Raw genomic sequence first — 23379 nt, 5'->3', positions numbered from 1 at the left:
CAACCCGTCTCATCATGATGAAAAAATGTGTCCACGATGTCCCCGAACACCTGTCCACCTTGTCTCCGGCACAAACAGAGGGGTTAGGGGTGGGGGTATTCGTAGGGCGAAAGCCTCGGCTTTCCATGCGATTGCCGCGCCCCTGTGGGAAAATGTCCGGCAGAATAGAGGGGGCGCTGACCCGCCAGCTTTCTTCGTGGCTCCTTGCATCATCCTTGCCCTGTCACAAAGCTGACAAGCGCCGGTCCTAGCGTCGAAAAGTTCCTCCAGCCATTCCCCAGCCACGAGGCATCTTCCCCATGACCCGATCCTTCCTTTCTCTCTGCCTCGCCTCCACGGCGCTGGCATCGTTCGCCGGCGCCGCCCACGCCGCCCCTCCCGGTTACGACAAGATCGACACAGTCGTCGTCATCTATGCCGAGAACCGCAGCTTCGATAATCTTTATGGCGGCTTTCCCGGCGCCGATGGGCTCGCCAACGTCTCGGCCGACCAGGCGCGCCAGCTCGATCGCGACGGCAAGCCGCTTGCCGAACTGCCGCCGGCCTGGGGCGGGCTGACCGGCAAGGGCGTGACGCCGGCGATGACCGAGGCCCAGACCGCGCATCTCGCGAATGCAGTCTTCTCGATCGACGACCCCAAGGGCTTCAACGAGAATATGGCGGTCATCACCCGCGACCTCTGGCACCGCTTCTATCAGGAGCAGATGCAGATCGATGGCGGAAAGAACGACAAGTTCGCCGCCTGGGCCGATTCCGGTGGCCTGGTGATGGGTCACTATGACGGCTCCGGCCTGCCGATGTGGTCGGTGGCGAAAAAATATGTGCTGGCCGACAATTTCTTCCAAGGCGCGTTCGGCGGCTCCTTCCTAAACCACTTCCAACTCGCCTGCGCCTGTGCGCCGGTCTATCCGCATGCCGACACCAGCCCGGTAAAGGGGCAGATCGCCGTCGTCGAGGCCGATGGCAAGACGCTGAAGGTCGCCGACAACTCACCGGCCTCGGCGCTTGGCGGGGCGCCTAAATTCGTCAATGACGGCGCCATCACGCCGGATTTCTACGCCGTCAACACCATGCAGCCGCCCTATCAGCCGAGCGCCAACAAGCCGGTCGAAGGCGGCGACAAGGCGCTTGCCGACCCGGCGCAGCCGAGCACGCTGCCGCCGCAGCACGACATCACCATCGGCGACCTCCTGTCGCTGAAAGGCATCGACTGGGCCTGGTATGCCGGTGCCTGGCAGGCCACGCTCGACGGCAAGAACGCGACGCCGGTGCCGAATTTCCAGTTCCACCATCAGCCGTTCAACTATTTCACGGCCTACGCGCCCGGCACCGCTGCGCGGACCGAACACCTCAAGGATGGTGGCATGGGGGGCTCCGAGTTCATCAAGGTGATCGACGAGGGCAAGCTTCCGGCTGTCGCCTTCTACAAGCCGCAGGGCAACCTCAACGAGCATGGCGGCTACACCGATGTCACCAGCGGCGACCAGCACCTTGCCGATCTCGTTTCGCATCTGGAGAAGAGCCCGCAATGGAGCCACATGCTGGTGGTCATCACCTATGACGAGAATGGCGGCTTCTGGGATCATGTCGCGCCGCCCAAGGCCGATCGCTGGGGCCCAGGCAACCGCGTCCCGGCCTTCATCATCTCGCCCTATGCGAAAATGGGCACGGTCGACCACACGCAGTACGACACGACATCGATCCTGCGCTTCATCACGGCGCGCTACGACCTGCCGGTGCTCTCCGGCATCGTCGCCCGTGACAAGGCGCTTGCCGTGAATGGCGAGCCGCCGATGGGGGATCTGAGCGCGGCACTTGACCTGAACCGGTAGAGGCGGCCGAGGCAAAAGGGGCCATCGCGTCGCGAAGGCCCCTCTCAGCCGCCATTGACCAAGGCCAGAATGAGCTTCTGCAGGTTGCCGCCCTGACCGAGTTCGACGCGGTCGAAATCGCGGCTGGACTGCCGCTGCGCCTGCGAGAGTTCGGACAGGCGCATGGTCATTTCCGTGCGGATCTTGCTGCATTGGGGATCATTCGGGACCGTGAGGCCGACGGTCGCCGCCTCGATCTTGCGCACCATGTCGACAATGCTGGCGCCATGCACTTTCTCATGGGCACTGACGCCGGCGAGGAAAACCTCCCAGTTCTTCTGGACGGCTGATGGCAGCGGCGCGGTGGGACTGGGCAAGGTGTAGGTGATGATCAGCTTCGGCTTGGCCGACACCAGCACGCAGACCGCGCCACGCGCCTGATAGTCCCTGGTCCAGGTCAGCTTGAAATTGGTGTGGGCGATGGCGTGGGCAATGCCGACATTCGGCCCGTTCTCGCCGATCGACCGGTAGAGCTCCAGCCCCGACTGGCCCGATATGGCATAGGTCTCCACCGTCTCGACCGGCTTCCAGCCGGCCGCGGCGGCTGCGGCTGCCAGGGGCCAAGCCATAAGCGCGACCGGCCCAAGACGCAGACGAACACGGTTTCTCGGCACCACTCTCTCCAAATCGGCCCGGACGGCTTGCCGAACAGGGCAATGTCGCCGGACCGCTTTTCCTATATGCTGCCGGCGGGTGCTGCAAATGTGTAAGGGGGAAGTCATGAAAGCGGGATATCTCTTCTTCGTTTGTGCCATGACCATATTGCAGGCCGCGCAGCCGGTTCTTGCCGCGCCGTGCAGCGGCTGGAGCGCGAAGATGGAGGAAGACGAGGGCGGCAGCGTGCTGACCGCCTCGGCGTGCGGCGGGCCGAAAGGCGATGCGCGCCTGATGCTGACCTGCTTCGACAATCCTGTGCTGAGCTACGACCTGGGCGCCAGCGGCCAGCAACTGGAGCCCGGCATCAGCGGTGCCTTCGATTTCAAGGCCGACGGCAAGACGGTGACGAAGACGCTGCAGCTCGAAGCGATGTACAATTATTTCGTGGCGGACCTGGCCAAGACCGATCCGCTGCTCGACCTTTTGCAGTCGAAGGGGGACGTCTCGGTCAGTTCAGCCAAATATGGCGCCAACAGCTTTCCGCTGAAGGGTTCGAGCGGGGCCATCGGCAAGGTGCTGGCGCAGTGCGGCAAGGCCAGGCCGGCGAATGATGTGGATTGAGGCTGAAGGGTTGCGCCGCCCCTCATTGTCCTGCCGGACATTTCTCCCTGTATAGTGACGGGGAGAAAGGCGCCGGCCGCGACGCCGGCGTCCTTTCCGCAGCGTTGATAATTGGCGAAATCAGCGGCGAGAGCGTCCTTCTCCCCGTCACTATACGGGGAGAAGATGCCGGCAGGCAGATGAGGGGCGGCGCAAGCCTTTACCCTTGATCTCCAACCTCTCCGCTTGCCGTTGCCGCCCCCTGGCCGTATCTCATCCACCATGACCGACATCCAGTTCCGCAAGGCGCAAGCCTCCGACCTGCGTCAGCGGCTGGCGTATGCGGGAATTCTTTCAGGCTCTATTCAATTTGCCGGCAAGAAGGGATATAGGTCAGCTAAGTTGACCTATATCCGAAGCGTCCGGGGAGGCGTGTCTTGACCCTTTTGAACCTGTTGGCTTCGCGCTCCTCGCGCATGAAGGCTTCCGAAATCCGCGAGCTGCTGAAGCTGCTCGACCAGCCTGATATCATCTCCTTCGCCGGCGGCATTCCCGATCCGTCGCTGTTTCCGGCCAATGCCATCCGCGACGCCTATGCCGAAGTGCTCGGCGGCGCGGAAGCGGGGGCGGCGCTGCAGTACCAGGTCTCGGAAGGCTATCTGCCGCTGCGGCGCTGGCTCGCAGGGCAGATGGGCAAGCTCGGCGTCGCCTGCGACGAAGCCAACATCATCATCACCTCCGGCTCGCAGCAGGCGCTGGATTATCTCGGCAAGCTGTTCCTGTCGCCGGGCGACACCGCGCTGGTGACATGGCCGACCTATCTCGGTGCGCTGCAGGCCTTCAACGCCTACGAGCCGCGTTATGACCGGTTGCGGCCGGAAGGCGGCAACATGACGCCCGATGCCTACCGCGCGGCGGCGGCTGCGAATGGCGGCAAGGTCAAGTTCGCCTATCTGGTGCCCGACTTCGCCAACCCGACCGGCAACACGCTGGACCGGAAGCAGCGCGAGGCAGTGCTCGACCTCGCAGGCGAACTCGACATCGCGGTGATCGAGGACGCCGCCTATCGCGCGTTGCGCTATGACGGGGAGGGCGTGCCGCCGATCCTGGCGCTCGACTGCATCAGGTCCGGCGGCATCGACAAGGCGCGCACGCTCTATTGCGGCTCGTTCTCGAAGATCCTGTCGCCGGGCATGCGCGTCGGCTGGGTGTGCGCGCCGCGCCATGTGGTGGAGAAGCTGGTGCTGATGAAGCAGGCGTCGGACCTGCACAGCCCGTCGATCAACCAGCTTGTCATGCACCGCGTTGCCGAATCCGTGTTCGACGGTCAGGTGGAAAAGCTGATCGGCGCCTATCGCGAGCGCCGCGACGGCCTGCTTGCCGCGCTCGAGGCCAACATGCCCGACGGCGTGACCTGGAGCCGCCCGGAAGGCGGCATGTTCGTCTGGGTGACGCTGCCGGAAGGGTCCGACGCCACCGAGTTGCTGGCGCGGTCGGTGAAGGAGGCACGCGTCGCCTTCGTGCCCGGCAACGCCTTTTATGCCGACGGCAGCGGCCGCAACACGCTGCGGCTGTCGTTCACGCTCGCCGACCGCCGCGCGGTGACCGAGGGCATTCCAAGGTTGGCGGCGCTGCTCAAAGGCTAGGCGCACTGCCTGGAGCATGATGCCGAAAAGTGTGAAGCGGCGACATCATGCTCTATCTTTTTGATTAGAGACGAATTCAGATTTAGGTCGACTCGACCCGAAATCATCCGGCTCTAGGCCGGCACGTTGACCAGCTGCTTGAGCTTCGCAAGCTTGGCGCGGGCGAGTTTGCGGACCGGCTTTTGGAAACCTTCTTCGCCGGCTTCGACGACGAAGACCAACGTCTTGAGATCCAGCATGAACTCGTCGATGGCCCGCGTCGTCTTTTCGGACCTGCCCTTGAACCGGTGCAGCAATGCGTCCGCTTCCTCGATGCCGCCGGCATCGGCCCCATCGACCAGTGCTTCAAGCTTCTGAAAACAATCCAATCGAAATTCCTCCGCCGCGCCACGAAACTTGCCGTCGGCCGGAAAGTTCCGTCGGGTTTCGAAAATTGTCGCTGGTTATCAGCTTGTGCACGCACCCCGCGTCGACGCCTTCCAGGCCGGGCCTAAATTCGAAGCCTTGCGAGGACGAAGCTTTCATGGACACCCAGGAACTGCAGCGCGGCCCTCGTAGAACCGCCGGCTGACAGGGAGATCGCTGACCACGAGTTGGAGGTGGTCGATGAGCCGGTGCGCGCGTGTATGGAGAGGTTTTATCTGCCAACCACAAATGCCATCCGGCGTGCAGATGGCGCAGGTGGTTGCGCCCTAAGGTAGGAGCGCGACAACACGACGGACGTCATGACGATTTGATAGGCGGTAATGATGGCGCCGATGACAGGCAGAGCCAGAGACAGGAACCCTGGATTTTTGGGGTCGATGCCCAGCAGAGAGAACAGCAGCATCAACGCCACTATGAATAGAAGAGTGATCAGGCCGAACGAAATGAGCAGACGCGGAAACGCATAGCCGAACACCTTGGAACCGCGCTTGCCGGCAGCCGCAAGTGTTTGATCATCGTCGGCAATGACCGCAGGCAACATCGTACCCCATTTTGCGAACGCAGCGATGCCAGAAAAAACCCAGACAAGAATTGCCGCCAACAGGGCGACTGACGCATGAACGCCGCCGACGACCATGGCAATCCCGACCACAAAGGGAGCTATCGCGCCGAGAAAGCCGAGCAAGAGGCAACGTCTTACGAAACTGAAAAAAGCCTTAGGCCTTTCCTTCAGCCAATTGGATACCTGGTCGGTATCTAGCTGCGTCAAAACGGCGATGTGAGCAGGAATAGCCAAGAAGGTCGACGTCATTACGCCGACGAAGATTGAAGCTCCCGAATTGACTTTCACGAAGCTTTCAAGCGCCGCCAGCGCGCCAGCCAAAACGATGTATCCAAGAACCCATTTACCGTTGCGGATATAAACTTCGAGTGAAGCCGCCCAGATATTGCCTTCGACCATGACCCATCCCCTATACCCACCCGGACGCGCAATCAGTATAGGCACCGCGTTACGGCTTTATTAATTGAATTTGGCAAACCTTTATATTTGCAAAATTAGCTAATTAGAAAAGTCTAATAGCACTACTTGTCGCGATAGGTGGACAGGGCACTACTTTTTCTCTGGACAGCCTCTACTGAACAACCGCTATCGTGTACTACGATGCCGGCACTCCCGAGTGACGTAGACCAGACTTGCCGCGTTCTCGGCGCGAACGCATGGAAATGGCTTTCCGACATGCGACGGCGCGCCAGTCTTATGTATCTGAATGTATCCGATCGTCGTTCGCGAAGAGCCTTCCCCAAGCATGGCCGGATGCTCGCGCGCCAAATGTCCGCAGATCGGTTTTCATCAATCTCGTATTCTCGTATGCGAAATTGAACTGAGCCCTGAGGAGTCGCATGAAGCCCCTGACTGAAACGGTGCCGTTTTTCAGCCAATGGGAAACGCCCGACATGACGCTGGCCGTGCTCGCCGACGGCGCGGGGGCTGCGTTGCGGCGGGATCCGCTGTGGCACGGTTCGGGCGCCGAGACGCTCGACGAATACGCTCTCTGGGCCGCCAATATCTGCGGCATGGCGTGTCTCAAGATGATCCTGGCGACGCGCGGCGAGATCGTCCCGACGATCGAGCTGGCGAGACGATGCACTGGATATGGCGGCTATGTCGTCAATGAAGGCTCGATCAAGGGGCTGATCTATGCGCCCTTCGTCACTTTCGTGAAGGCGGAGTTCGGCCTGGACGCCGAGGTGATGACCGGTGTCGCGGCAACCGACATTCCGGCGATCCTCACCCGGTCGCGCTTCTTCATCGCTTCGGTCAGCAGTTCGATCCGCTGGCCGGAGCGCGAGCCGCCGTCGAAGGGGGGCCATCTGGTGCTGGTGACCGAGGCGTCGGATGACGGTTTTCGCTTCCACAACCCGTCCGGCCATACCAGCGCCACACAGTCAAACGCAGTGTTGGCGCAATCCGATTTCGACCGCTTCTTTGCCAATCGCGGCATTGCCGTCGCCATTTGATTTCGAGGGATTTCCATGAAGGACAAGATCAGGGTTGCCATCCTTTATGGCGGGCGTTCGGCCGAGCATGACGTCTCGCGGCTGTCGGCGGCCAATGTGCTGAAGGCGATCGACCGGACGCGCTATCAGGTGGTGCCGATCGCCATTTCCAGGGAGGGCAAATGGCTGCTGCAACCGTCGTCCGATGCCATCGGCGACGGGGCAGAGGCTCCGCTGTCGGAGGATGGCGCCGAGGTCGCGCTGCTGCCCGGCGGCAAGGGTCGGCTGGTGGTGGTGTCGAAAGGCGGCGCCCAGCCTGAACTGCCGCCGGTCGACGTTGTCTTTCCTGTGCTGCACGGTCCGTTCGGCGAGGATGGCTCGGTGCAGGGCTACGCCGAAATTGCCGATGTCGCCTATGTCGGCTGCGGCATCCTCGCCTCGGCCGCCGCCATGGACAAGGATGTCGCCAAGCGGCTGATGCGCGAGGCCGGGCTTGCCGTTGCCCGCTCCGTCACCGTGCATCGTAACGATGTCGGTTCGTTCCAGGAGATCGCCGGGATGCTTGGACTGCCGTTCTTCGCCAAGCCGGCGCGCCAGGGCTCCTCCTTCGGGGTGAGCAAGGTGAATGACAGGGACGGTTTCGACGAGGCCGTCGAAACGGCTTTCCGCTACGACGGCAAGGTGCTGGTCGAGGAGTTCGTCGAAGGGCGCGAGATCGAGTGTTCGGTGCTGGAGCGCGCCGACGGCTCGCTCACCGTGTCGCTGCCCGGCGAGATCATCCCGGCCGGCAAGCATGATTTCTATACCTATGAGGCCAAATATCTCGACGCCGACGGCGCTGTGGTCAAGGTGCCCGCCGATGTGCCGGCCGCGATTGCCGACGGGGCGAGGGACATGGCCACGCGGGCTTTCCGGGCGCTCGGCTGCGAGGCCATGGCGCGCGTCGACTTCTTCCTGCGCGCCGACGGTTCGCTGCTGGTCAACGAGGTCAACACGCTTCCCGGCTTCACCGACATTTCGATGTATGCCAAGGCGCTGGCGGCGACGGGCATCGGCTACAGCCAGGTCATCGACGTGCTGATCGAGCACGCGCTGGCCAGGTATGCGACGCGCTGACGGGTCGATCCCGTTCGGGAGCATGTCCTCCCGGTCATGGCTGGTAGCGCAAGGCATCGACCAGCAGTTTGAGGGCCGGGGAGGCGTGCCGCCGGCTGGGCAATAGAGGTGGTCGGCCGGCAGCGGCGGTGTCCATTTGCCCAGCGCCTTGACCCGCCGCCCGGTTTGGCATTCGCCGGACTATTGCATCGAGACATGTTGATGAAGATCGGGCGGGACCATCGCGCCCTCGCCACCATCCTCGGCGAAACCATTTCCAGGCAAAGCCAATCCATTGCTTTGAGCGTCGAATTCTATCGGCGCGCCAAACAGTTGGGCGGCCTGCAGGACCAGATATTCGATATCCTCAAGGGCGACGTTTTCCACAAGGTTCCTAACCCTGACCTGCTCGGCCACCGCCGTGATGTTGACGATGCCCCTGTGGAATGCCGTCCGGACGGCCGAATTGACGTCATCGCGCAGGCGCATGGAGAAGTTGTACCGCATCGAAGCCTCCCACAGGCGATCGGTTTCTATTTTGGTGGGAGCATGCACCCATGGCCGGCCCCTGACAAGTGGAAATTTGAAAATGTGCAAATAAATCAGCCAGTTAGCACATTTATGCAAACGTGCAACCAACGTCTGATCCCCATCATGCGCGGGTTGCGCTGTTCATCCATTGGCAGGACTTGACGGATAATGGGGGCAATCCTAACTATGAGCTGAATGAGGTAAATACTAACTCAGCGTATTTTAGTCTTGAGCGAGGAAACGCGCAATGGCTGAACTGGAACGCCCGGAACGATTGCAGATCATGCTCACCGCGGACGAGCTGGCGGCCCTGGAAAACTGGCGCTTCGAAAAGCGCATGCCGAGCCGTTCGGCGGCGGTCAGGGAGTTGCTGCGGCGCGGTCTTGCTTCCGAAGGCTTCCTGACGGCGGAGCATGGCGTCAAGTCACAGGAATTCGGCGTTCTCATGCCCGACAGCGGGAACGGCAAGGTAACCGATCAGCCCGGTAAAGCGGCCGATCGGTCGTCGGAGTGAGGGGCGCTTCGGCTGACATGCGCCAACTGCACGGGGAGCGATTGCCTTGATCCGTTTGCGCGCTACCTCATGGCAATGAGCGAAATCGTGGCGGCGGTAACCGGCATTGTGGACGATGAGAGGCAGGACGCGACCGCCGATGCGCGTCTCGCGGCCATTGTCGATTCCTCGTTCGACGCCATCATCAGCAAGGATCTCAACAGCATCATCACCAGCTGGAACTCGGCGGCCGAGCGCATGTTCGGCTACAGCGCCCAGGAAGCGGTCGGCCAATCGATCCTCATGCTCATCCCCGATCACCTCAAGGGCGAGGAAACCGAGATCATCAGCCGGGTTCGCGGTGGCGGACAGGTGGCAAGCTATGAGACGATGCGACGGCGCAAGGATGGCGTGCTCATCGCCGTCTCGCTGACCGTGTCGCCGATCAAGAACGCGCATGGCGAGATCGTCGGCGCCTCGAAGATCGCGCGCGACATTTCCGCCGCCAAGGAGAGCGAGCGCCGGATCAGGCTGCTGATGCGCGAGGTCAACCATCGCGTCAAGAACCAGTTCGCCGTCATCCTGTCGATGGTGAGGGAGACGAGCAAGCGTTCGAGCGATCCGCGTGAGTTCGAGGAACTGATCCGTGCCCGCATCATGGCGCTGTCGCGCTCACATGACCTGCTTGTGACCTCGGAATGGGCGGGCGCCAGCCTCTTCGACTTGATCCAGGAACATTTGAAGCCTTTCGGCCGCGAGGAACAGATAACGCTCTCCGGCCCGGTTCTGACGCTGCAGTCGAACGCGGTGCAGAATCTCGGCATGGCTTTCCATGAGCTTGGCACGAATTCGTCCAAATACGGCGCGCTTGGCACCGAAGACGGCCGGGTCGAGATCACCTGGACGATCGGCTCGGGGGGGCAGGGTTCGCGTGCTTCGGGCGAACGGGAATTCCAGCTGTTGTGGGAGGAGACATCCAAGCCCCGCCCAGGAACCAGGCGCGACGAGACCGCGCGCAAGGGTTTCGGCACGGTCGTGCTGCAGCGGGTGGCGCCGCAGTCACTCGGCGGCTCCGCCGTCCTGGAGCGGTTGCCCGGTCATCTCAGTTGGCGTCTCAACGCGCCGCTGACCTCGATCATCGTGCCGCAAGTCGGCTCCGAGGCCGACAACGACGCCGCGGCGGGCTTCGGCCCCTGAAGAGCGTCCCGGTTGACGCGGGTCTGGCCGTCGGGAGCCGTGTCGGTCGCGACGGGGCAATCACGGTTTTGTTCAGTGCCGCTTGAGCGGCCTCATACGGGTGGGGCGGCGGGCTTCCCACCGCCCCACCTTACCGGTCACGGATGATGGAGATGCCTTTCGGCATCGACTTCTCCAACCGTGAAGCTCTGGAATCCCGGCATCAACTGCCATATGGCGGCAAGGCCGATGATTACATAGGCCAGGCGAGCCAGGGTAGCTCCCCCGAAAACCATGCCGATCACGTCATGGCCCGTCAAACCCATGACCAGCCAGTTGAGACCGCCAAGGATGATGAGGGCGAGAGTGACGAGGTTCATGATACGCATAGACGCCTCCTGATGTTGCCTGACAAACGTCTGCGAAAAAAACGCCTGTGGTTTCAGGCGGTTCCATTGGTCACGACATTGTGAACGATGGCGACGATCCGTGAGCGCCTCGCGAAACCAGGCCGGCGGGGTGGGACGGGCCATTCGAAAGGCGTTCCAACAGCCCGCCTCGGCGCCAGGACGAGTGGCGAGGCAACTCACTCAACCAGGATATGCGCCTCGCGCGCGGCCTCGACGAAAGCCTCCCTGGCGGTATCGGGAGAGACGTCGCCACTTGTCGCACGGCGGCAGGCGCGCAGTGCCGACTGATGCTTCGGGCTACCGGCGTCGCGCCAATGTGTCGTCAGCAATTCGATGGCCTGCTGTGTATTGGACAGGTTGCGGGTGGCCCCGGTGACGCCGACCGAAACCACCACGGGCTTGGAAAACCACGCGGTTTGCATTGGAACCTCGACAAGGTTGCGGGCCTAGAACGCATACCGCGGCAGGTGGTTTCATGCCTGCCATCACTCTAGCGTGAGGCCAGGGAGCATCCGCCCATGGCTCAAGGCCTGTTTGACGCAATTGCGGTCGCAAAACCGTTTCACGCTTTTCCTGGAATGCTTCAAAGGATGTTGGTCGTCACCTCGACGATGATCGCGGCAGCTTCCAGTTTGCCGTCGGGGACGTGCACGACGCGCGAGACCCGCAGGTCCTGGGGACTTCCGTCGACCGACAAGGAAACGCTTTCTCCAATCCGCGGCACCGCCTGGAAAATGGCGTTGGTGGCGTCCGGCCGGTTGTCGATGGATATACGGCAGTTGACGGTCATGGAATGTCTCCTGTCTAGCCATGCCCCTCTTCGTCAACGCCTGGTCCATCAAAATGGTTTCAGGAGGGGCGGCGCAAAACCGGTGCTGCCCTGATGAAGGGCTGGTTCCCGCTCATGGGCTCGAACCACGATTCACGCCTTCAAAGGGCGCTGTCCTACCATTAGACGAAGCGGGAGAAGCGAGAACGGTTATGACGCCGGCGCGGCGGAGCGTCAATTCGGGAAGTTGTTGACCGGCTCTTCGCAGTGATAGACCGGGCAATGCCCGTCGCGGGACGGGATATAGGCCGACATCGGCACTTCCGGCCAGTCGCATTCATTGCCGAACTGCCTGACATAGCGGTCATAGGTGTTCGGACCAGTGGTCAGCACCACGGCGCGATGGCTCTGGATCATGGCGCGGATCTCGGTGCAGCTCATGCCGCGGCTGTCGGGCCGGGACTCGGCCAGATTGGTCGCCGCGAGCATGGGGACCAGGGTCATCAACAGGATTCGAACGCGAGCGGACATGGCGGTTTCTCTTGGTTCTTGACGCGGTGTCGGGCTCTCGAGGCAACTGCGGGCGCAAGACCGCTTCACACCTTCCGGGAGTTGCCCGAGCGGACATGCATTGTCGCATAAAACCCATTATCTGTCCGCCAGTTCCGCGACAGGCTGTGCGTTGCGCATGGCGGGGCTCCCGCGCAACCAAATCATGCCTCGCGCATTGCTGGGCATGGATGACAGGAAGCCTTACGAAACACCCCAATGGCGGCCCGGAAATGAAGGCCGCGAAGCTATGTGCTGTTCCTTCTGCGGCGGTCGCGACCACCGCTACGAGGAATGCCCGCAAAGGGCCGATCCGCCTGCCGCGACGTCCGAGGATGACGCGGTAAGATCTTGCTGACCCGGCCATTGGCCCGTTGCGAAAACTTGCACCATATCAGGTCAGACTATCATATCAGGTCAGACTGGGCCGCATGGGCATGATGCCCTGGCCTCGGGTTCCCGGCACGCTGTTGCGGACGCGGTCGGCGAGTAGGGCCAAGCATGCCTTCAGTCAACGTGACGGCCGCGTTGTCCGGATCGGCTGACGGCCTTGCCGGCGCCAGCGACGCTTCCAGCTGGCGGGAGGGAAGTGGCCAACCTTTTCGGCCGACGGACGTTGTTCCTGCGAAGGGAAGGCCGCCGTGGGCGGCCGCGCAAGAAAAGGAGGCCGGGATGAAACCTCTCGCCATCGCGTCCCTGATATTGGCGCTGGCAGTGCCGGCGGCGGCACAGACGCAGCCGAATACCGACAGCCAGGCGAAACAGACCGACAAGTGCCGTGCACAGACGGATCAAGGCGGCAAACAGCCGCTTGGCGGCGGCAATTTGACCGAAAAGCTCAATGATTGCGGCGGCGTGCTGAAGCCGCCGCCCACCGGCGACCAGGGCATGGCCGCGCCGGCGCCTGACGAAGGCAATACACCGATCATCAAGCCGGGCGAAGTGCCGGCGCAGCCGCCCCAGAAGTAAAAGCCAATTCGTCTGCATTGCTGGGCGGAGGAACCTCGTACAATGCCAAACGTTTCTTTTTGACAATTGGATTTGAAAGGAACGGATCGTGAGAGATATTGTCATCACCGCCACGTTTCTTGCTTCCATCGCCATCGTGATCGCCTTGATGCTGATGGCGCCGAAGAGTTTCGGGTTCGAGACTTCCCATCCGATCGTGAGCGGCGATCTGCCTACCCCATAATCAGGAGCGGTTCGGCAACAGAAAGGCAGGCGGGAATTCGCCTGCCTTTCTGTTCTTGAAACCGGACTGTTTCTTTGTCCTGGCGCGATTGCGGACGGAAAACCGCTACGCGATTTTACCGGAACTGCTCTAGCGAACGAGGAGGCCGGCGTGATCGCACAGCGCCGTGAAGGCCTCCTGTGCCTGAGCCGCGCCGGCATTGCTTTCGAGCGCCGCCTCGATCTTTTCGCGCGCGGCCTGATAGAAGGGACCGCGCTTGGCATGCGGCCAGTCGATCAGGATTTCACTGGCGTCCTGAAGCGTGGTCACCTCACGGATCGTGTCCGAGCCGTGGGGCTTGATCCGCATCGGGGTCGGCAGCATCAAATCGGCCATTGGTTTTGCCCGCTATTGCAGGATCCGCGCTTCGCGCGCGGCGTCGATCATTGCCTCCATCGCCTTTTCCGGCGCCGTCCAGCCGTCCAATGCATCGCGGCAGCTGCGCCACGCCGCCCGGTATCGCCGGCCCCGGCCGGCCGGCCAGTCGCCGAGGCATTCCAGACCCTCCCAGGCGCTGCGCACCACGCGCTCCCGCTCGGGGGCGAATTTCAGGCGGATTGGTCGGGGAAACATCTTGTCGTTCAACGGTGGTCTCCGTGACTGGTAATGTCGCCCAGCCGAGCTGCGTTTTCTGGAGAACGCCATGCAGGAAGGGCGGCGGATAACGCCGCCGACAACGGAGGGTTCCAATCCCGAAAAATCAATTTTCAGTCGTGCGCGACGGCGTCCGACAGAGATCTGGCCGCCGGCAAATCGGCGTCTGGCGCCTCCGGCCGGTCATGCTCGAATTGTTCGGTGCCGGGCAAGGCATGCAGCCAGGCCTCGCGCCGGCCGATCCACAATTCGTATTCGGGAGTAAGGTCGGTCGGCGCGACGTCGAGGCTGCCAAGCATCACCTCGGCCTCCTTGTCGCTAACCCAGGCAAGGCGGCCGCCGCAGGTCGGGCAAAAGCTGCGCGTGCCATAGGAGGCGACTTCGCCCGATGTCTCGAAAGCGTCGCGCGGCCAGATGGCAAAGGCCGAATAGACCGAGCCGCCCGCCTTGCGGCAGTCCTTGCAGTGGCAAAGACCGACCCGCGACGGCCGGCCGGTGACAACGAACTGCACGCCGCCGCACAGGCAACTGCCGGTCCTGCGTGTGGTGTCGGACATGATAGCGGCTCCTCCGTCAGTCTGGCCTCCGTCAGGCTGGCCCCGTCACTCTGGCTTCATCAGTCTGGCATGCCGCCGGCTATCCGCGCGCGGCCATGTGGTTGTCAAGCTTCTTCCTCGAAGGGCCGTAGCGCTTGATGATGGTCTGGGCTTCGCTCTGCGGGATGCCGTATTTGCGGGCGAAGGCGGCGACCTCGTAGGTCTCCTCGCTCGAAACCTGCTTGCGGTCCTGTTTGATCTTCGATTTGTCGTCGGGCATGCCAGGCCTCGCTTTCCGTCGGCGGCCGGTCGCGAAGGCGTCGAACCCCTGGTTCGGCACGCGATGCCGCGGTCAGACATAACAGCGATCGACGCCGCTGGTTCCATGGAAGGCGGCGGACGGACCGGATGAGGTCTGCCTGGCGCCGGTCGCAAACGGTCCGGTTCAGGCCGAGGGGCAGACGGGGTCGGCGTCGTGCCGGCTGGCGTCGCCGCATTCGGCGCAAGGCGCGCTTACGCCAGGGCAGCCGCGCTGGTGGGTGCCGGCCGGGCAGCAAAGGCCATTGGAACTCGTCCAGCGCGGGCATTGGAAAACCTGCCCGGTGCCACCGCAGCCACTGCATTCCATAACCGATGACCGGACCAGAGGGGACTCCATCCCCAATCTGACGCTCGCGCCCAATTTTTTTTATCCACCCAACACTGCACCGGTTATACCAGTGCAGTAGCCCCACCTTGACCATAGCACGATCATGGTTACGGACAAGTTCGTGATTTCGTCAGCGCCGCATGACGCGGCGCGCCGATGGCCAAGGCCTTGGCCGGATTCTCCCTCGAACGCTGGGTACATCAGCTGGCAAGCCGGAATCGGTTGTGTCGGATTGGCCAGGGGACAGGCGGGGAAAAATTTGCCGAGGCCTGTCGGATCGGTGCCCGGCGGCGCGTCCTGTGGGCGAACCAAACTGGAGAACGACCATGCCCTCGCAAATCGCTCAATCGCCGTGGCAGACCGCGGCCCTTCTCATTGCTCGCCTGATCTTCGCCGCCGTCTTCCTCATAGCGGCGACCTTCAAGTTCATGGGCATGGGTGCCACCGCGGGCTACATCGCCGCCGCCGGTTTTCCGTTTCCGCTCTTGCTTGCCTGGTGCGCGGCGATCCTGGAGGTTGCGCTGGTGCTGTGTTTCCTCAGCGGAGCCTTCTTCTCGCAGGCGGCCCTTATCGCCGCGGCCTATGTGCTGTTCCTGGGCTTTGCCTTCCACGGCCCCAGCCACTGGGCCGGCAACCAGGCCGAGTTCGGCTTTTTCGTCGACCATTTTTCCTTCCTGGCCGGGCTGCTGTTCGCGGCGGTGCACGGACCGGGAAGGATGCTGGCGCTGAACCTGGGATGGCCGGGCAGGGCGTGAGGCCGAGACCGCCAGTCTCGGCCGATGCGGCCCAGGCCGGTCTGGGTTCACATCTGGTCGTTATAGGCCTCTTTCATCTGGCCCACCATGCGGGCCAGTTTCGAAAAGGAGGGTATGTCCGCTTCCGGCTGACACTGGTTGGCCAGTTCCAGCAGCCTGATGGGAAAATTGACGGCGTCCCTGCTCGACGACGACATGCCTTCGGATCGTTCCTCGCTGGTCTCGCTGGCTTCGGCTTTGCGCAAGGCGATGTCGATTTCCTCGGCCGACAGCACCCCCTTTCGGACAAGGGCGTGGTTGATGGCGGCGATGGCCATCAGCAGACCTTCGATTTGCAGATTGGCGACGTTCATGGTTTTGCTCCCATTCGATGGATTCCAAACGCATGAAGGCCTATTCCGATCCGGATGACGGTGCGATGGTCCCTTGATCGGGCGGCTGACGTTCCATCGGGCGCGCCGCGATGGAGCCGCGTGTCCGCGATGCCTTGTGCGGGAAAAGAGACTATACTGGCGCGGGCCGGGTAGGAAGCAGGAGGTGTGTATGCGACTTGCTCTAGCCTTTGGTTTTATCATGGCGATGACGACGGCCGCGTCCGCCGGCATGACGATGACGTTCGAATGGGGGCCGACAGCCAAGTGTTTTGATCCGAAATCGCCGCCGATAACACTCTCGGGCGTTCCCGCCGGGACGAAGACCCTGGCGTTCAGGATGACCGACCTGGACGCGCCCGACTTCAAGCATGGCGGTGGGCAGGTGGCCTTCGCTGGCCAGAAAACCTTGCCCTACGGAACCTTCAGCTATCGCGGGCCATGCCCGCCCAAACCGCATACCTACGAGATCTCGGCGAGGGCGCTCGATGGCACAGGTAAGATCCTCGCCACGGCGAAGGCGCGAAAGCGTTTTCCGTGACACGGGAGCGCAATGGCGTCGACGGGGCCGGATCCATCATTCGGGATCGTGCGCCATCTCGCCGGTTTGACGCAATCCGGGCGGAAACCGGCCGCGCACTTTTCCCGGGCTGCTGAAAGGCCGGCATGCATGTCAGACTCGGATCACGCCGGTTCGACGTGATGTGAATTTTTTCCTAGGAAATCGTTGACCGGCTGAGGGCAGCCATGTTACATATTTGGCCATGGTGCTGATTTGCGCCAATGACCCGCCGCCGAGGCGGGTTTTGTGTTTCTGGCGCTTTGCGGCCTCGGCTGCAATTTGTGCGCCAGCGCTCTACCGCGCCCCCCTCTGTCCTGCCGGACATCTCCCCCACAGGTGGGGAGATGGCCGTCATCCCGGCTTTCGCCAATCGCCCAGGCCGCCAGATCGGGCGAGGCGCCCGAACTGCAATTCCCCCCAGAAGGGGAGGCAGGACAGAGGGGGGCGCGACAGAACTTCTGCGAGATGTGAGAACCCTCATGCCACGTTACGCCACCATCATCACCGACGATGACGGCCGCGAGGTCGTCAGCGCCATTGGCGAGTTCGAGGGCGCGGCGCCGCAGGCGCGCCTGGGCCGTATCGAGCCGGTCGCACCCGGCGTGCTGATCGGCATGGTGCGGGACGCGGCCGGTGGCTTTTGCTTTGCGCAACCGGGCAGCGGCGCGCGCCTCGCTGGCCTTACCCTGGCGGGGCTCAGGGCCCGAACCAAGGCGACGAAGCCCGCCGGGACGGCAAAGCCGAGGAAGCCCAGGAAGAAGCCCGCCCGATCGAGGAAACCGGCAAGGCGGGTGCCGAAGGCGGGCAGGGCGGTCTCCGCCAGCGATACCGCAGTAAACGCGATGGGCGAGGCCAATGGCTGATGAAGTCGCCGCCAGGCCGGCACGGCGCAAGGCAAGGCGTAAATCCGTCGCCAACCCGGCCTCTGCCCCAAAGTCCCGCCCCAAGCGGACGAAGAAAACGCTCGGCGATGATTTCCTGACCGCGGTGCGGGCCGATTTCCGCGCGCACGGCGCCGGCGTCATCGCCGAGGTGCGGGCCGACAAGCCGGACCAGTATCTGAAGATCGTGCTTTCGGTGCTGCCCAAGGATTTCGATGTTGCCGTCAACCAACTGGATGCCCTGAGCGATGAGGAGATCCGCAACCGCATCCGCGCCCTCGAGGCGGTCGTCAAACCGTTCCTCGAGGAGCCAGCTGATCTCGGCCCGGACGGAATATCTGGCGCTGCTGGCGGAGCTTGACCGCCGTCGCCGCAATAATCAATTAGCGACTTATGCGCCGTACAGACGCCAGGCGGAATTTCACGCGGCAGGCGCGCAAAACCGCGAAAGGCTGTTCATGGCCGGCAACCAGCTCGGCAAGACCCGGGCCGGCGGTGCGGAATGGGCGATGCACCTGACCGGCCGCTACCCGCGCTGGTGGCAAGGCAAGGTTTTCGATACGCCGGTCCGCCTGTGGGCCGCGGGCGTGACCGGCGAAGGCACGCGCGACAACCCGCAGCGCGTGCTTGTCGGCCCGCCGCAGCAGCAGGCGGCCTGGGGCACGGGCATGATCCCGGCCGATGCCATTGCCGACACCATCATGGGCCGCGGCGCGCCGGGCGCCCTCGACAGCGTCGTGGTGCGCCATGGCGGTGGCGGCGATTTGCAGGCGGGCGAGAGCGTGCTGTCATTCAAGAGCTTCGAAAAAGGCCGCGAGAAATGGCAGGGCGAAACGCTGCACGGCGTCTGGTTCGACGAAGAACCGCCGCTCGACATCTATTCCGAAGGGCTGACGCGCACCAATGCGACGGGCGGCATCACCATCGTCACCTTCACCCCGCTGCTCGGCATGAGCGACGTGGTGCTGCTGTTTTTGTCGGCGGGTGAGGTGGAGAAGATGGGCAAGGGGTGAACGCTCTCTTCCTTCTTCCCTTGTGGGAGAAGGTGGCCTCGCGAAACGAGGTCGGATGAGGGGTGTTCCAGCTTGGCAAGGACGGCGATCCGTCACCCACCCCTCATCCGTCTCGGCGCTGCGCGCCGATCCACCTTCTCCCACAAGGGGAGAAGGCAAAGTGCTGCCGCGCCAACCGCAAAAAATAACGCCTTCACAGAGCGATACAGCCAAGGCTTAGCAAGCTGATTCCGGAACTCCCCATGTCCCGTCACGTCACCTTCATGACCATTGACGACGCCGCTCACTACAGCGCCGAGCAGCGCGCCGCGATCGTCGCCGCCTATCCCGAGCATGAGCGCGAGGCGCGGGCGCGCGGCATTCCGGTGCTGGGTTCGGGCCGCATCTTTCCGGTGGCCGAGGCGCTGATCGCCTGCGAGCCGTTCCGGCTGCCGCGCTACTGGCCGCGCATCGGGGCGCTCGATTTCGGCTGGGACCATCCCTCGGCCGCGGTCGAGCTCGCCTGGGATACGGAGGCCGATGTCGTCTATGTCACCAAGGCCGCCAGAGCCTCGCAGCAAACACCGGCCATGCAGACGCTGACGCTGAAGCCCTGGGGCGAATGGCTGCCATGGGCATGGCCGCGCGACGGCCGCCGCAAAACGCTGGAGGGCGCGGGCACCGCGCTGGCCAAGCAATATGCCGCGCATGGGCTCAACATGCTGCCCGGCCACGCCCGCTTTCCCGACGGCTCGGTCTCGGTCGAGGCCGGTCTCATGGAGATGCTCGACCGCATGCAATCCGGCCGCTTCAAGGTGTTTTCCACGTTGATGGACTGGTTTGAGGAGTTCAGGCTTTTCCATCGCAAGGACGGTCAGGTCGTAAAACTGCGGGACGATTTGATGGCCGCGACACGCTACGGCGTGATGATGCTGCGCGAAGCGGTGGTCGATCCCTCGGAATTCAAGGCGGCGCGGCGCAAGGCGGGGCAGAGCGATCCGCTGGGGCCGTTTCGGTAAGGGCGGGCTCTCCACGCACAGGGTCCTTCTCGAGCTCGACCCAGCGTAGCGTCCCCTCAGGTCGCGCCATGAATCCTATGGTCCGCGCGCGTCGCTTCGCTCCTTGCTCTGCTCAGGGCTGACCAAGGCAATGCGCCGCTGACATCTGTCATCCCGGCACGCGATTCGCCGCTCTCTCCAAAATCCCAATCCGACAACCCCCAAGAACGCAGCGTCGGCGTGCGCGATCCGGCCGTGCCGCGATCGCCGGCGCCGCGCGCCCTTTTTTCAAAACCAGTTTGGGCAGGCAACGCCAATGGTACACATCATACCTCTCTCCGTTGGCCAGCGCCGGCGCGATGCGGGCAACGCGACGGCATATGCCGACGCTGCGCCGGCGGGCGGGACGCCGCCTCCGCTCGACGGCTATTGGCAGGCTGTTGCCGAGCACTATGAGCGGCGCCAGGCGCAGCAGCAGGCCTTCGACACCGAGATCGCGGCCCACAGGCTGGACGGCGAGATCGCCAGGACCGAGGCCGATGCCGTGGCCAACGCACCGGCCGATGGCGCCGGCCTGCACGACGCCGTCTACGGCCAGGTCAATCCGCACACCGGCCAGGTGGTGAAGACCGGGCAGTTCGACACGCTGTTCGACACCTTCGTGAAGCAGGCGCCGCCTGAAGTGGGTGCCGGCCTTGCCAGCCGCAAGGAAGCGCTGCGCGACGCGGGCTCCACGCGCATGGCGATGCAGCAACTCCAGCGCCGCAAGCAATATGAACAGGACCAGTGGTTTAAGGTCGAAACCGCCGAGCTCAACACCATCGCGCAAAGCGATCCCAACGACACCGCCGCTTTCGACGCCACCCGCCAGACCGGTCTCGATCTTCTCGCCAAGATGAACCTCGATCCGCAGATCAGGCTGCAGGCGGAAGCCGCATGGCGCGCCAGCACCGCGAAGGCGCGCATGCAAGCGCTGATCGCGCAGGACCCGCGCCGCGCCGCCGAGATGCTGAGCGCGATACCGGTGGCGAGCGACCCGCAGGCCGGTGACACTCGCGGCGGTTTGTCGTCTGATGACATTCGGCGGTTGGTCGGCCAGGCGCACACCGCGACAGTGAGCCGACTGGTCGAAACGCGCGCCAATATCGACCTCGCATCGCAGAATGCCCCGGATGCGATCGCCAATGCGGGCAACTATTCCGGCGCAATGCCAAGCTCCACGAATTTCGTGGACGTTTACGGCGAGGAGGAGGGTGGCAAGCGCTACCAGGAGTTCAGTCGAAAGATTGACGCTGGTCGCCAAGCCTTCGGCATGCGCACCATGCCGAACCAGGCGATCCACGCGGCGTTGCGCGATGCCGAGCCTGGCCCTGGAAGTTCCGACGAAGACCACCTCCGATATCAGGTTACGGCTGCTGCTACCCTCAAGACTCTGCGCGAGAGGCGGGCAGATCCTGCGGGCTATGTTCGCGAAGTCTTTCCCAATATCGACGCCGCGTGGAGCGACGTCACTGGCCAAGCCGGCAAGTCAGAGATTAACAATCGGGAGGCATACAATCGGGCGATCGCCCTCTCTGTTGCTGCGCAACTGCAACTGGGTATCGAGGATCCTCAACCTCTACCAGCGGCTGTTGTCCAAAGCATCGCCGACGACTTCAGCAGGAACGATAGACCGCAGGCTGATAGGGCCGCCGTCCTAAGTGACCTTCTGGCGGCAGCGCCCGACCCAGGGACCCGGAAAGCCTTATCTCTGCAATTAGACCGAGCTGGCCTTTACCAACCAGCCGAGATCGATCCGATCACCACTGCCGCGACAGGGCAGCAATCGCCTACTTCGGCGAGCGCCGACGAGCCCAAGTCCGCATTTCGACAGGCCGCGGAGGACTTCGGCAACTATCTCAGCGAGGGTTTCGAATCCCTGGGCCGAGCGCCGCACGACATTGGGCTGGCTCTCCGGGACCTGCGCGATTCCCCTTTGGATTTCCTTGAGCAGCTGCCCGCCACCCCTGGCTCAGGGGCGGTCGCCGAAGGGCGCCTGGCATCGGAGGTGGTCGGCGAAGCCGTTGCAAAAGGCTTGGCCATCGTCCGCAGCAGGACCGGCAGGTTTGGCAAGCCCCTGGAGGAGTTTGCAACAAGCGGTTCGCGCGCCACATCAGAGCTTGCCGCCGAGGGGACGATTGCTCGCCAAGCCGCCGAGACGAAGTCTCTGATCAAAGCAGCAGAAGATGCCGCCTACCGTGTGAGCATGGGCGCCAAACCCGACAAGGCTGAGCTTCTTCAGATCATAAAGTCGATTGCAAGAGACCCTTCTAAGGTAAAGTATCCAGGAGCATCATTGGGGAGGGCTGCTTCCAAAAATTACCGTAAAACATTTCTTGATGCGAACCCGAATCTGGAAGGAGAAGTTGTCGTACACCATGCTGCGGAGCGGCAGGTGTGGGAAAGATATCCAGACCTTTTTGCTGCAGATGAAATGCACTCTCTTCAAAATCTTAGAGGTATCCCAAAAGGACTAGATAGCCTTTTGCACAAGATCGTTTTTCGATTCGAGTGGGATCAATTTTACGAGGCGCACCCCGAGGCAACCCGTCGGCAAGTGCTGGACTACGTGACTTATATCGATCAGAAATATGGACATCTGTTCAATCCCCCGATAGGTGAGTGATGCAATACTTTAGAATACGGCCGAACGTCGCTGGCGGGATTGGCAAAAACACCGTTCTCGACCGGAGCGTCCACCCGCCAGTCGTGACCAGGCTTCACTATGTGGTAGAGGGCTGGTTCGGCGATGTGATCGTTGCGACATTCCCCTGTTTTCTCGTCACTCAGGACACCCAGCGCGCACTGCAGAAGATGGGCTTTTCAGGTGCAACGTTCGCCGACGCTGAGGTGACTATCTCGGAAGAGTGTCAAGAGGATCAACCTGGGTTGGAGCTGCCACCCTTTGTCTGGCTGAAAGTAAACGGCAAGGCCGGGCGCGACGACTTCGGGATCGCGGTACCCTTTCGCCTGGTCATTTCGGAACGCATTCTTGACCTGTTTGAATCGTTGGGCATTCCGTTTGCGGTGGTTGAGCCCTACGATGGCTAAGTAGCAATTGGACCAGTTGCCGTGGTTCGAGGAGTTCAGCTTTTCCATCGCAAGGATGGTTAGGCAGCCGCGCGTCGATTTGATGCCCGCGACCCCCTACGGTGGGATGATGCTGCGCGAAGCGGTGGTCGATCCGGGGGAATCCAAGGCAGGACGCAAACGGGCTGTCGGGCAGAGCGACCCGCCGGGCGCGTCTCGGTAGGGAACTACTTCATTTCGTCATTCGGGCTTGACCCGAGAATCCATGCTGGGATCTCCAGCACCTCAATCACCCCTATCAGATTCCGCAGCGTGGTGGCGTCCCCTCAGGTCGCGCCATGAATCCTACTGTCCGCGCGCGCCGCTTTGCTCCTTGCTCTGCTCAGGGCTGACCAAGGCAATGCGCCGCTGATATCTGTCATCCCGGGACGCACTTCGCCGCTCTCTCCAAAATCCTCAATCCGACAACCCCCAAGAACGCAGCGTCGGCGTGTGCGCGATCTGGCCGTGCCGCGATGGCCGGCGCCGCGCGTCCTTTTTTCAAAACTAGTTTGGGCAGGCAACGCCAATGGTACACATC

At 62.7% G+C, this 23379-nt stretch carries 30 protein-coding genes and 1 tRNA gene; 17 read left to right on the top strand and 14 right to left on the bottom strand.

Annotated elements, in window-relative coordinates; genetic code table 11:
- The first annotated feature begins 299 nt into the window (after positions 1 to 299).
- Entirely contained in the window at positions 300 to 1832 is a 1533-nt protein-coding gene (locus tag FJ934_RS25640; protein WP_140613204.1) for an acid phosphatase, read from the top strand.
- A gap of 44 nt (positions 1833 to 1876) precedes the next feature.
- Here FJ934_RS25640 and FJ934_RS25635 read toward each other — a convergent pair whose 3' ends face one another.
- On the bottom strand, positions 1877 to 2440 hold the full coding sequence (locus FJ934_RS25635; protein WP_140613203.1) for a DUF922 domain-containing Zn-dependent protease: 564 nt from the start codon (positions 2438 to 2440) through the stop codon (positions 1877 to 1879).
- 151 nt (positions 2441 to 2591) lie between these two features.
- On the opposite strand from FJ934_RS25635, the gene FJ934_RS25630 reads away from it, so the two are divergent.
- Both FJ934_RS25630 and FJ934_RS25620 read left to right on the top strand, forming a co-directional pair.
- Positions 2592 to 3089, top strand: coding sequence for a hypothetical protein (locus FJ934_RS25630; protein ID WP_246671638.1), 498 nt, complete (start codon positions 2592 to 2594; stop codon positions 3087 to 3089).
- A gap of 455 nt (positions 3090 to 3544) precedes the next feature.
- Entirely contained in the window at positions 3545 to 4714 is a 1170-nt protein-coding gene (locus FJ934_RS25620) for a PLP-dependent aminotransferase family protein (RefSeq protein WP_181165773.1), read from the top strand.
- A 113-nt stretch (positions 4715 to 4827) separates the two neighbouring features.
- Here FJ934_RS25620 and FJ934_RS25615 read toward each other — a convergent pair whose 3' ends face one another.
- On the bottom strand, positions 4828 to 5082 hold the full coding sequence (locus FJ934_RS25615; protein WP_140613201.1) for a hypothetical protein: 255 nt from the start codon (positions 5080 to 5082) through the stop codon (positions 4828 to 4830).
- A gap of 269 nt (positions 5083 to 5351) precedes the next feature.
- A complete protein-coding gene (locus FJ934_RS25610; protein WP_140613200.1) occupies positions 5352 to 6101 on the bottom strand; it encodes a hypothetical protein in 750 nt (249 codons plus the stop codon).
- Positions 6102 to 6541: 440 nt separating this feature from the next.
- Here FJ934_RS25610 and FJ934_RS25605 point away from each other — a divergent pair, with 440 nt between their 5' ends.
- Positions 6542 to 7159, top strand: a complete 618-nt coding sequence (locus tag FJ934_RS25605; protein WP_140613199.1) for a C39 family peptidase — start codon at positions 6542 to 6544, stop codon at positions 7157 to 7159.
- A gap of 15 nt (positions 7160 to 7174) precedes the next feature.
- A complete protein-coding gene (locus tag FJ934_RS25600; RefSeq protein WP_140613198.1) occupies positions 7175 to 8254 on the top strand; it encodes a D-alanine--D-alanine ligase family protein in 1080 nt (359 codons plus the stop codon).
- 180 nt (positions 8255 to 8434) lie between these two features.
- Here FJ934_RS25600 and FJ934_RS25595 read toward each other — a convergent pair whose 3' ends face one another.
- Entirely contained in the window at positions 8435 to 8872 is a 438-nt protein-coding gene (locus FJ934_RS25595; RefSeq protein ID WP_246671637.1) for a hypothetical protein, read from the bottom strand.
- 139 nt (positions 8873 to 9011) lie between these two features.
- Here FJ934_RS25595 and FJ934_RS25590 point away from each other — a divergent pair, with 139 nt between their 5' ends.
- The gene (locus tag FJ934_RS25590; protein WP_140613197.1) at positions 9012 to 9278 is read left to right on the top strand and encodes a hypothetical protein; all 267 of its coding nucleotides are present in this window, start codon (positions 9012 to 9014) and stop codon (positions 9276 to 9278) included.
- Positions 9279 to 9347: 69 nt separating this feature from the next.
- Positions 9348 to 10454 (top strand): PAS domain S-box protein, encoded by a 1107-nt coding sequence (locus tag FJ934_RS25585; protein ID WP_140613196.1) that lies wholly within the window; start codon positions 9348 to 9350, stop codon positions 10452 to 10454.
- 137 nt (positions 10455 to 10591) lie between these two features.
- Here the strand turns inward: FJ934_RS25585 and FJ934_RS28580 are convergent, their stop codons facing one another.
- The 5 genes from FJ934_RS28580 to FJ934_RS25560 form a co-directional block, all read right to left on the bottom strand.
- The gene (locus tag FJ934_RS28580; RefSeq protein WP_246671636.1) at positions 10592 to 10966 is read right to left on the bottom strand and encodes a DUF378 domain-containing protein; all 375 of its coding nucleotides are present in this window, start codon (positions 10964 to 10966) and stop codon (positions 10592 to 10594) included.
- A 53-nt stretch (positions 10967 to 11019) separates the two neighbouring features.
- Positions 11020 to 11265: a DUF982 domain-containing protein gene (locus FJ934_RS25575; protein ID WP_140613195.1), complete on the bottom strand. Its 246-nt coding sequence runs from the start codon at positions 11263 to 11265 to the stop codon at positions 11020 to 11022.
- Positions 11266 to 11426: 161 nt separating this feature from the next.
- Entirely contained in the window at positions 11427 to 11633 is a 207-nt protein-coding gene (locus FJ934_RS25570) for a hypothetical protein (RefSeq protein ID WP_140613194.1), read from the bottom strand.
- 102 nt (positions 11634 to 11735) lie between these two features.
- Positions 11736 to 11809 (bottom strand) — tRNA-Gln (locus FJ934_RS25565).
- 37 nt (positions 11810 to 11846) lie between these two features.
- Positions 11847 to 12143 (bottom strand): hypothetical protein, encoded by a 297-nt coding sequence (locus tag FJ934_RS25560; RefSeq protein ID WP_181165772.1) that lies wholly within the window; start codon positions 12141 to 12143, stop codon positions 11847 to 11849.
- 690 nt (positions 12144 to 12833) lie between these two features.
- On the opposite strand from FJ934_RS25560, the gene FJ934_RS25555 reads away from it, so the two are divergent.
- Together FJ934_RS25555 and FJ934_RS28730 are read left to right on the top strand one after the other, a co-directional pair.
- Positions 12834 to 13130 carry a hypothetical protein gene (locus FJ934_RS25555; protein ID WP_140613193.1) on the top strand — a complete coding sequence of 99 codons (297 nt, stop codon included), beginning with the start codon at positions 12834 to 12836 and terminating at the stop codon, positions 13128 to 13130.
- Between the two features lie 88 nt (positions 13131 to 13218).
- Complete coding sequence (locus tag FJ934_RS28730) at positions 13219 to 13353, top strand: hypothetical protein (RefSeq protein WP_281407119.1); 135 nt, start codon at positions 13219 to 13221, stop codon at positions 13351 to 13353.
- 129 nt (positions 13354 to 13482) lie between these two features.
- On the opposite strand, the gene FJ934_RS25550 is transcribed toward FJ934_RS28730, so the two are convergent.
- The 4 genes from FJ934_RS25550 to FJ934_RS25535 all read right to left on the bottom strand — a co-directional run bounded on the left by FJ934_RS25550 (position 13483) and on the right by FJ934_RS25535 (position 14802).
- Positions 13483 to 13728, bottom strand: a complete 246-nt coding sequence (locus FJ934_RS25550) for a DUF982 domain-containing protein (protein WP_140613192.1) — start codon at positions 13726 to 13728, stop codon at positions 13483 to 13485.
- A gap of 12 nt (positions 13729 to 13740) precedes the next feature.
- Positions 13741 to 13977 (bottom strand): DUF982 domain-containing protein, encoded by a 237-nt coding sequence (locus FJ934_RS25545; protein WP_140613191.1) that lies wholly within the window; start codon positions 13975 to 13977, stop codon positions 13741 to 13743.
- A 122-nt stretch (positions 13978 to 14099) separates the two neighbouring features.
- Entirely contained in the window at positions 14100 to 14543 is a 444-nt protein-coding gene (locus FJ934_RS25540; RefSeq protein ID WP_140613190.1) for a GFA family protein, read from the bottom strand.
- 79 nt (positions 14544 to 14622) lie between these two features.
- On the bottom strand, positions 14623 to 14802 hold the full coding sequence (locus tag FJ934_RS25535) for a DUF3606 domain-containing protein (protein ID WP_140613189.1): 180 nt from the start codon (positions 14800 to 14802) through the stop codon (positions 14623 to 14625).
- Between the two features lie 695 nt (positions 14803 to 15497).
- On the opposite strand from FJ934_RS25535, the gene FJ934_RS25530 reads away from it, so the two are divergent.
- A complete protein-coding gene (locus tag FJ934_RS25530; RefSeq protein ID WP_140613188.1) occupies positions 15498 to 15926 on the top strand; it encodes a DoxX family protein in 429 nt (142 codons plus the stop codon).
- Positions 15927 to 15973: 47 nt separating this feature from the next.
- Here FJ934_RS25530 and FJ934_RS25525 read toward each other — a convergent pair whose 3' ends face one another.
- Entirely contained in the window at positions 15974 to 16279 is a 306-nt protein-coding gene (locus tag FJ934_RS25525) for a hypothetical protein (RefSeq protein WP_140613187.1), read from the bottom strand.
- Between the two features lie 190 nt (positions 16280 to 16469).
- On the opposite strand from FJ934_RS25525, the gene FJ934_RS25520 reads away from it, so the two are divergent.
- From FJ934_RS25520 to FJ934_RS25485, 7 genes are all read left to right on the top strand, one after another.
- Positions 16470 to 16838, top strand: a complete 369-nt coding sequence (locus tag FJ934_RS25520) for a YbhB/YbcL family Raf kinase inhibitor-like protein (protein ID WP_140613186.1) — start codon at positions 16470 to 16472, stop codon at positions 16836 to 16838.
- 500 nt (positions 16839 to 17338) lie between these two features.
- Entirely contained in the window at positions 17339 to 17722 is a 384-nt protein-coding gene (locus tag FJ934_RS25510; protein WP_140613184.1) for a hypothetical protein, read from the top strand.
- A complete protein-coding gene (locus FJ934_RS25505; RefSeq protein ID WP_140613183.1) occupies positions 17715 to 18101 on the top strand; it encodes a hypothetical protein in 387 nt (128 codons plus the stop codon). The genes FJ934_RS25510 and FJ934_RS25505 overlap by 8 nt, the downstream gene beginning before the upstream one ends.
- A gap of 97 nt (positions 18102 to 18198) precedes the next feature.
- The gene (locus FJ934_RS25500) at positions 18199 to 18753 is read left to right on the top strand and encodes a terminase family protein (protein ID WP_246671635.1); all 555 of its coding nucleotides are present in this window, start codon (positions 18199 to 18201) and stop codon (positions 18751 to 18753) included.
- Between the two features lie 242 nt (positions 18754 to 18995).
- Entirely contained in the window at positions 18996 to 19751 is a 756-nt protein-coding gene (locus FJ934_RS25495) for a terminase family protein (protein WP_140613181.1), read from the top strand.
- Positions 19752 to 20046: 295 nt separating this feature from the next.
- Positions 20047 to 22395, top strand: coding sequence for a hypothetical protein (locus FJ934_RS28165; protein ID WP_181165771.1), 2349 nt, complete (start codon positions 20047 to 20049; stop codon positions 22393 to 22395).
- Positions 22395 to 22820: a hypothetical protein gene (locus FJ934_RS25485; protein ID WP_140613205.1), complete on the top strand. Its 426-nt coding sequence runs from the start codon at positions 22395 to 22397 to the stop codon at positions 22818 to 22820. The genes FJ934_RS28165 and FJ934_RS25485 overlap by 1 nt, the downstream gene beginning before the upstream one ends.
- The last annotated feature ends 559 nt before the right edge of the window (positions 22821 to 23379 follow it).

The organism is Mesorhizobium sp. B2-4-12 (genome assembly GCF_006441575.1).
Taxonomy (GTDB): domain Bacteria; phylum Pseudomonadota; class Alphaproteobacteria; order Rhizobiales; family Rhizobiaceae; genus Mesorhizobium.
Note: the sequence above shows the minus strand (reverse complement) of the source record. Positions and strands in the feature narration are given on the sequence as shown.